Below are 6,472 nucleotides of genomic sequence, written 5' to 3' on the forward strand. Positions count from 1 at the left end.
TTGAAATCTCGCGGCAGACCACGTCTTGAAGGCAGCGAAGTGATCGAAAGGACCAAAGTGACGAAAACGACCAAAAAGGACGCAAGAGGGATTTGGCGATGGCGCGGAGGTTGACGACTTCCGGGACTGGGCGGGGTCAACGACGTGTTGGAGACCCTAAGTCTATCGCCGAACGCAAGTTGCGTTGCGCCAGTATTTTGCGCTAGAATTTCGCTTTCTCAGGGCTGCGGGCTTTCGACGGAGGAACACAACGCGCATGACCCGTAGCATGACGGGATTTGGCAAGGCGGCGGGCGAGTTCAACGGGCAGGCGATCACCGTCGAGGTGAGTGCCGTGAACAGCCGTTACCTCGACTGCAACCTGCGGCTTCCGCCGTCGTGGAGCGCGCTGGATCCGGTCCTCAAGCAGACGATTCGCAAGCACATTCAGCGCGGCAAGTTGACGGTCACGGTCAACCGCAAGCGCACGATGTCCGCCGCGAAATCCGTGAAGTTCGACGCGGGAATTGCGCAACAGTACCTCGACGCGGCCAAAGAGTTGACGTCGATGATCGGCAGCTACGAAACGCTGCCGCTCAGCGTGCTCGCGCAGCTCGAAGGCGTGCTGTACCACGAGGAGGCGGACGAGGACCTGAGCGCGGTCGAACCCATCCTGGTCGAGATAGCGGAGGAGGCGCTGGCGCAGCTCGATCGCATGCGCGCGAACGAAGGCAAAGCGCTCGCGGACGAGATTCGGCAGCGCATCCAACTTATACGGCAGGGTGTCGCGGCGATCGAAGCGCGGTTGCCCGAGTTGAACGCGATGTACGAGGAGCGGTTGCGCTCGCGCATTAGCGAACTGCGCACCGAAACGAACATCACCGACGAGCGCATGGCGATCGAAGTCGCGCTGATGGCGGACAAGAGCGACGTGACGGAAGAGGTTGTGCGGTTAAAAGCGCACCTTGAGCATTTGGAAGAGATACTCGGTTCGAAGGAGCCGTCCGGGCGCAAGTTGGACTTTCTCACGCAGGAAGTACACCGCGAGGTCAATACGCTTGGTGTGAAGACGCGCGACGCCAACGTGGCCAAGGACGTGCTCGGCCTGAAGGCCGAGGTCGAGAAAATGCGCGAACAGATTCAGAACATCGAGTGAGCGCGGACCGAAGGGACGCAGCGGTGGGCGAGGCGGCAAAGGCCGGGCGGATATTCGTGGTGTCGGCGCCATCGGGTGCGGGCAAGCACACGATCCTCAAACGGACGCTTGCGGCAGACCCGAGCCTGACGTATTCGGTTTCCGCGACGACGCGCAAACCGCGCGCGGGCGAGCAGGACGGACGCGAGTACTATTTTCTCGATCGCGCGGAATTCGAGCGGCGCGTGGGCGCGGGCGAGTTCGCGGAGTGGGCGGAAGTCCACGGCAACCTGTACGGCACGTTGCGGAGCGAACTGGACCGAATCGTTGCGTCTGGCAAAGACGCGCTGCTCGAGCTTGACGTGCAGGGCATGCGCAATGTCCGGCGGATGGGCATTGACGCGGTGACGGTGTTCATCATGGCGCCGTCGTTCGAGGAGCTTGAGCAACGGCTTCGCGCGCGCGGCACGGACAGCGACGAAGTGATCGCCGTGCGATTGAAAAATGCGCGCGAAGAAGTTGCCGCGAAAGACGAATTCGATCACGTGATTGTGAACGTGGACATACGAGAGGCGGTGGCCGAATTGGGGGCCATCATCAGGGCCGCGCGCGAAGGCGCGGGCCGCGCAGAGACAGAGGAGAGCAGTCAGACATGAGCAACCTTTCCGTGGAACAGTTCGAGGGCAAGATCGACAGCCTGTACCGGCTGGTAATCCTTGCGGCCAAGCGGGCCACGCAAATCTCGAAGCCCGATTCGCGCCCGCTGGTGCCGGTGCGCTCGCGCAAACCGACGCTCGTCGCGCTCGAGGAAGTGCTGAGTGGCAAGGTCAAACCGCGTATCGGCGAAGGCGATGAAGAGGATTTTCTCGAATAGGGAAATCGTACTGGGCGTGACGGGGTCCATTGCGGCGTATAAGGCCTGCGAACTCGCGTCACGTCTGACGGAGTACGGCGCGAAGGTGACGCCCGTGCTCACGAAATCGGCGTGCGAGCTGGTTGGCCCAGCGACGTTCGAGGCGGTCTGCGGGCGGCGCGCGATCACGCATATGTTCGAGCCGCTGCAAAACCCGGAGGTCGAGCATATCGCGGTCGCGCTGAAGGCGCACTTGTATCTCATCGCGCCGGCGACGGCTAACTTCATTGCGAAGGCCGCGCATGGGATCGCCGACGACTGGCTCACTACGACGTTGCTGGCGACGCGCGCGCCGATACTCGTCGCCCCCGCAATGAACACCAACATGTTCGAGCATCCCGCAACGCAGGAAAACATCCAGACATTGCGCAGGCGTGGCGTGCATTTTATCGGGCCCGATGCGGGGCGCCTTGCGTGCAAAACCGTCGGGCCGGGTCGGCTGATCGATCCGGCGCGAATTGTCGAGGCCTGCGTGCCGCTCGTAAGTGACCGGCGCGACCTCGACGGCGTTCGAATCGTCATGACCAGCGGCGGCACGCACGAGCCGATCGATCCGGTGCGGTACATCGGCAACCGTTCGTCGGGGAAGATGGGGCGCGCGCTTGCGATCGAGGCGTTGGCGCGGGGTGCGAGCGTCACGGTAATTACCGGGCCCTGCGATGTGCCGTTGCCCGAGGGCGCACTCGTCATTCCGGTCGAGAGCGCCGCGCAGATGGCGGAGGCCGTGGTGAACCTCGCGCAGGACGCGGACGTGTTTATCGGCGCGGCCGCGGTCGCGGACTACCGCGTCGAGAATCCGTCCGATTCGAAGCGGAAGAAGACCGGCAGGAAGTTTGAATTGTCGCTGGTGGAAAATCCGGACGTGCTGGGCTTGGTCGGCGCGGTGAAACGGGCGAAGCAGATTTTGGTTGGGTTCGCGGCCGAGACGGACGATCTGCTCGCGAATGCCGCGGCGAAATTGAAGAAGAAACAGCTCGATTTGATCGTCGCGAATGAAGTGAACACGGATGTGTCGGGCTTTGGGAAAGATACATCGAAGGCCGCGCTCATCGGGAGCGACGGAGTCGTTCAAGAACTTCCGCTTCTGACCAAAGAGGAAGTCGCCGAACGCATTTTGGACCGTGTCGCCGCGCTTGCGGCCAAGGCGTGACGGCGGGCCGAATGGAATTTGTCCGAATCACCTCGGTTGACGACCCGTTTTTTGCGAAGATGCACGCGCTGATGCAGCGTGTCTTTCCCGCGGACGAGGTGCTCGAATTCGACTTGTGGAAGGGGCCGTTGAAGGACGACGGCCTTCGCGTGTGCGTGGCGGTGCACGGCGGCGGCGTGGTCGGCGCGACTGAGTATCGGTACTATCCCGATCTCAACGTGGCGATGACCGACTTCACGATCATCGGGCGCGAGGGTTTGGGCGTTGGCCGGTACCTGTATCTGAAGCGCAAGGCGGACCTGGAACAATGGGCGCGGCGGTACAACAAAACGCCGCTCGGCATGTTCGCGGAGATTTACGATCCCTACCGCGCGGAGAAATACGCGTTTGGCGGGATCAAGCCAATGGATCCTTACGTGCGGCGCGAGGTGTTGTCACACCTGGGATATAAGCGGCTGGATTTTCCGTATGTGCATCCGTCGTGGACAAACGCGGGCGGTGCTGTAAGCGAATTGGACCTGTGCTTTCTGCCGGCGGACGATGCGATGGAGTCGCTGTCCGCGGAATTGATCGTTGCGTTCTTGACGGGATACTACGCGGTACTGGCGAATAAGCCGGCCGAGTGGCATGAAATGATTGAGCAGTTGAAGGGGATCCAGCAGGTCGCTCTGCTGCCGCTGTAATCGAGAAGTTCGATTACGATTACGAGCACGGACACGAGCACGAAGAACACACGGGATGTTGGGATGAAGGCGATTATTATAGGCGCGGGAAGAGGAGTGAGGCTTATGCCGCACACGGCGGATGCGCCCAAGTGTTTCGCCGAAGTGAAGGGCAAGCGCATCCTCGACTGGGGGCTTGAGGCGCTCGCGTCTGCCGGGCTGGACGATGTTGTGTTTATCGGCGGGTACCGGATCGAGATGGTGCGCGAGGCGTACCCGCACTTTACGTATTGTCACAACGCGGATTGGCAAAACAACAATATTCTCGAATCGCTGATGCACGCGATGGACCATATGCACGACGGGTTCGTGTGCGCCTACAGCGATATTCTGTACACGCCCAAGATCGTGCAGGAGTTGGCGAGAAGCCCGCACGACATGACGCTCGTGTGCGACACCGACTGGCGGGCGCGGTATGTTGCGCGCACGGAGCATCCCGAAGACGACGGCGAAAAGATCATGCGCGACGGCAGCACGCGCGTCGCGGCGATCAACCGCACGATGCCGTCCGATCACGCGTACGGGGAGTACATCGGCGTCGCGCGGTTCACGCCGAGGGGGGCCGCGACCCTGCGCCGCCACTTTGAGGACGCGAAGATGAAACACGGCGAGGGCCCGTTCCAGGCGGCGAAGACGTTTCGCAAAGCGTACCTCATCGATCTGTTTCAACACATGATCGAATCGGGCGAGGAGTTCCACGCGCTGCCCACGCACGGCGGCTATATGGAAATCGACACCAACCAGGACTTTCAGATTGCGCGGGAGAATTGGACGATATGAGCAAACCGTTACCGCTGTTCGCCTCCGGCGTAGTCGGCAGCATGCCGCGCTCGCAGTTTGTGCGCGACTTGCTGGATCCGGAAAAGACGCCGAGTGATCCGGCGCTGTTCGAGAAGTACATGAATGGCGCGGTGGATTACATTCTCGCGCTTCAGGAGATGGCGGGACTCGATATTGTGTCCGACGGGGAGTACCGGCGGCGATCGTACATCGGCATAATTGCTGACGTGTGCGACGGCTTCCTGCTTGAGCGCAAAGATGGTGCGTGGTGGCACACGGTTGTCGCGCCTATGAAGCATGTGCGGCCAGGCGGCGCGGCGAGAGAGGCAGCGTACCAGCGCGCACGCACGAAAAAACTCGTCAAAGTCGCGCTGCCTTCGCCGTATTTGCTTGGTCAGCGCATGTGGTCGGAGGAAAAATCGCGCGACGCCTATCCCACCCGAGAATCGTTCATGGAGGCGCTGGTTCCGATCCTTCGCGCGGAATTCATCGCGGTACGCGACGCTGGGGCGGACATCGTGCAGTTCGACGATCCGCACCTGTGCTTGTTCGTAGACGAAAAAGTGCGCGGACAATTCTCCGACCCGCAGCGCGAGATTGACCTCTGTGTCGATATGCTGAACGCGATACTCGATGGTGTAGACGGTGTCCACACTGCGATCCATCTGTGCCGCCGCAACAAGGCGCGCAAGGGGTGGGTCGGCGAAGGCGGGTACGATCCGATCCTGGGCGCGTTGCAGCGGCTCGATGTCGATCAGTACGTCATGGAGTTTACTATCCCCGTTGCCGGGGACCTGAGCGTTCTGAAAGAACTGCCGGAGAAGGCCAGCGTAGGATTGGGGTGTGTCGACTGCCGCGGCGAAACCATCGATTCGGTGGAGACGATCGTCGAGCGCGTCGAGAAGGCGCTAAAATACCTGCCGCCGCAGCGCATCCTGCTCAATCCCGACTGCGGCTTCGCGCCGGGCAGCGCCGCGGAAATTCCCATCGATGAAGCGTATGAAAAATTGTGCAATGAAGCGGAGGCCGCGCGGCGGTTGCGCGAACGGTTTGCATCAAAGTCTAACGGGTAAAGCGACCAACATGTCCGAACGGAAGCGCGCCATCTTTTTCCATCTTGTTCTCCCGGTCACCGTCGAACTTCTGCTGATTGGCGCCTACTTTTCGGGAATCGACTCGCTACAGAATATCGTGAGTCCCAAAATCCCGTGGCTCCATCCGGATTCGCAACGAGAACTCGGATTGCTTGAAAACCTTCAGAATCTTTGTCTGCTGGCGGCGTTCGGTGTGGCGTGCTGGGGGGGCTATTGTACGCGGGATAAAGTGGCGCGCGCGGCGTGGGGTGGCGCGGCGCTGGCGTTTGCGTTCCTGCTGGGCGAAGAAATGGATTATGGGACGCATTACTACGATTACTTTCTTGGGATTACGAGGCGGCCCGACGCTGTCCCCCGGAGCCTGCATAACGTCGCCGACACGACGGACCTTTTCAAGCGGGTAATGGACATCGCGATGGCGCTGTGGTTTGTAGTGGTTCCGTTGTGTTTCGCGCGAAGCAAGTGTCCTCTGCTGCAATACTTGGTCCCCAGCCGCTATTTTATCCTCACGATGATTGCGATGGTGGCGTTAAGCAAGTTCGCACATGCACTTCGAGGTGCAGGTTTCGGCGCCGGCGGCACGATAAACAAAAACATTTCCGTAACACTTTAGCCGTTTGCCGCGACGTTTGGGGGTAATGGCGGCAGCTGACCGGTTTTGAGGTATGTCGTTAAGGCGTCTTGGAGCGTTGCGACGGG

Annotated in this window: 8 protein-coding genes; all 8 read left to right on the forward strand. The window is 60.8% G+C overall.

The window, feature by feature from the left end:
- Positions 1-256: 256 nt before the first annotated feature.
- Entirely contained in the window at positions 257-1,135 is an 879-nt protein-coding gene (locus HUU46_16840; protein ID NUM55315.1) for a YicC family protein, read from the forward strand.
- Between the two features lie 50 nt (positions 1,136-1,185).
- Positions 1,186-1,770, forward strand: coding sequence for a guanylate kinase (gene gmk, locus HUU46_16845; GenBank protein NUM55316.1), 585 nt, complete (start codon positions 1,186-1,188; stop codon positions 1,768-1,770).
- Positions 1,767-1,988, forward strand: a complete 222-nt coding sequence (gene rpoZ, locus HUU46_16850; GenBank protein NUM55317.1) for a DNA-directed RNA polymerase subunit omega — start codon at positions 1,767-1,769, stop codon at positions 1,986-1,988. The genes gmk and rpoZ overlap by 4 nt, the downstream gene beginning before the upstream one ends.
- Positions 1,966-3,177: a bifunctional phosphopantothenoylcysteine decarboxylase/phosphopantothenate--cysteine ligase CoaBC gene (gene coaBC / locus HUU46_16855; protein NUM55318.1), complete on the forward strand. Its 1,212-nt coding sequence runs from the start codon at positions 1,966-1,968 to the stop codon at positions 3,175-3,177. Before rpoZ ends, coaBC begins: the two co-directional genes overlap by 23 nt.
- Before the next feature lie 11 nt (positions 3,178-3,188).
- Positions 3,189-3,860 carry a GNAT family N-acetyltransferase gene (locus HUU46_16860; GenBank protein ID NUM55319.1) on the forward strand — a complete coding sequence of 224 codons (672 nt, stop codon included), beginning with the start codon at positions 3,189-3,191 and terminating at the stop codon, positions 3,858-3,860.
- A gap of 63 nt (positions 3,861-3,923) precedes the next feature.
- Positions 3,924-4,679, forward strand: coding sequence for a phosphocholine cytidylyltransferase family protein (locus HUU46_16865; protein NUM55320.1), 756 nt, complete (start codon positions 3,924-3,926; stop codon positions 4,677-4,679).
- Positions 4,676-5,752: a cobalamin-independent methionine synthase II family protein gene (locus HUU46_16870; GenBank protein ID NUM55321.1), complete on the forward strand. Its 1,077-nt coding sequence runs from the start codon at positions 4,676-4,678 to the stop codon at positions 5,750-5,752. Before HUU46_16865 ends, HUU46_16870 begins: the two co-directional genes overlap by 4 nt.
- 10 nt (positions 5,753-5,762) lie before the next feature.
- Entirely contained in the window at positions 5,763-6,386 is a 624-nt protein-coding gene (locus tag HUU46_16875; protein ID NUM55322.1) for a hypothetical protein, read from the forward strand.
- Positions 6,387-6,472: the final 86 nt, after the last annotated feature.

This window comes from Candidatus Hydrogenedentota bacterium (assembly GCA_013359265.1).
Classification (GTDB): Bacteria; Hydrogenedentota; Hydrogenedentia; order Hydrogenedentales; family SLHB01; genus JABWCD01.

Coding starts and splice junctions, on each gene's coding strand:
- rpoZ (NUM55317.1), top strand. CDS start 1,767: ATGAGCAACCTTTCCGTGGAACAGTTCGAGGGCAAGATCGACAGCCTG.
- coaBC (NUM55318.1), top strand. CDS start 1,966: ATGAAGAGGATTTTCTCGAATAGGGAAATCGTACTGGGCGTGACGGGG.
- HUU46_16875 (NUM55322.1), top strand. CDS start 5,763: ATGTCCGAACGGAAGCGCGCCATCTTTTTCCATCTTGTTCTCCCGGTC.
- HUU46_16840 (NUM55315.1), top strand. CDS start 257: ATGACCCGTAGCATGACGGGATTTGGCAAGGCGGCGGGCGAGTTCAAC.
- HUU46_16860 (NUM55319.1), top strand. CDS start 3,189: ATGGAATTTGTCCGAATCACCTCGGTTGACGACCCGTTTTTTGCGAAG.
- HUU46_16865 (NUM55320.1), top strand. CDS start 3,924: ATGAAGGCGATTATTATAGGCGCGGGAAGAGGAGTGAGGCTTATGCCG.
- HUU46_16870 (NUM55321.1), top strand. CDS start 4,676: ATGAGCAAACCGTTACCGCTGTTCGCCTCCGGCGTAGTCGGCAGCATG.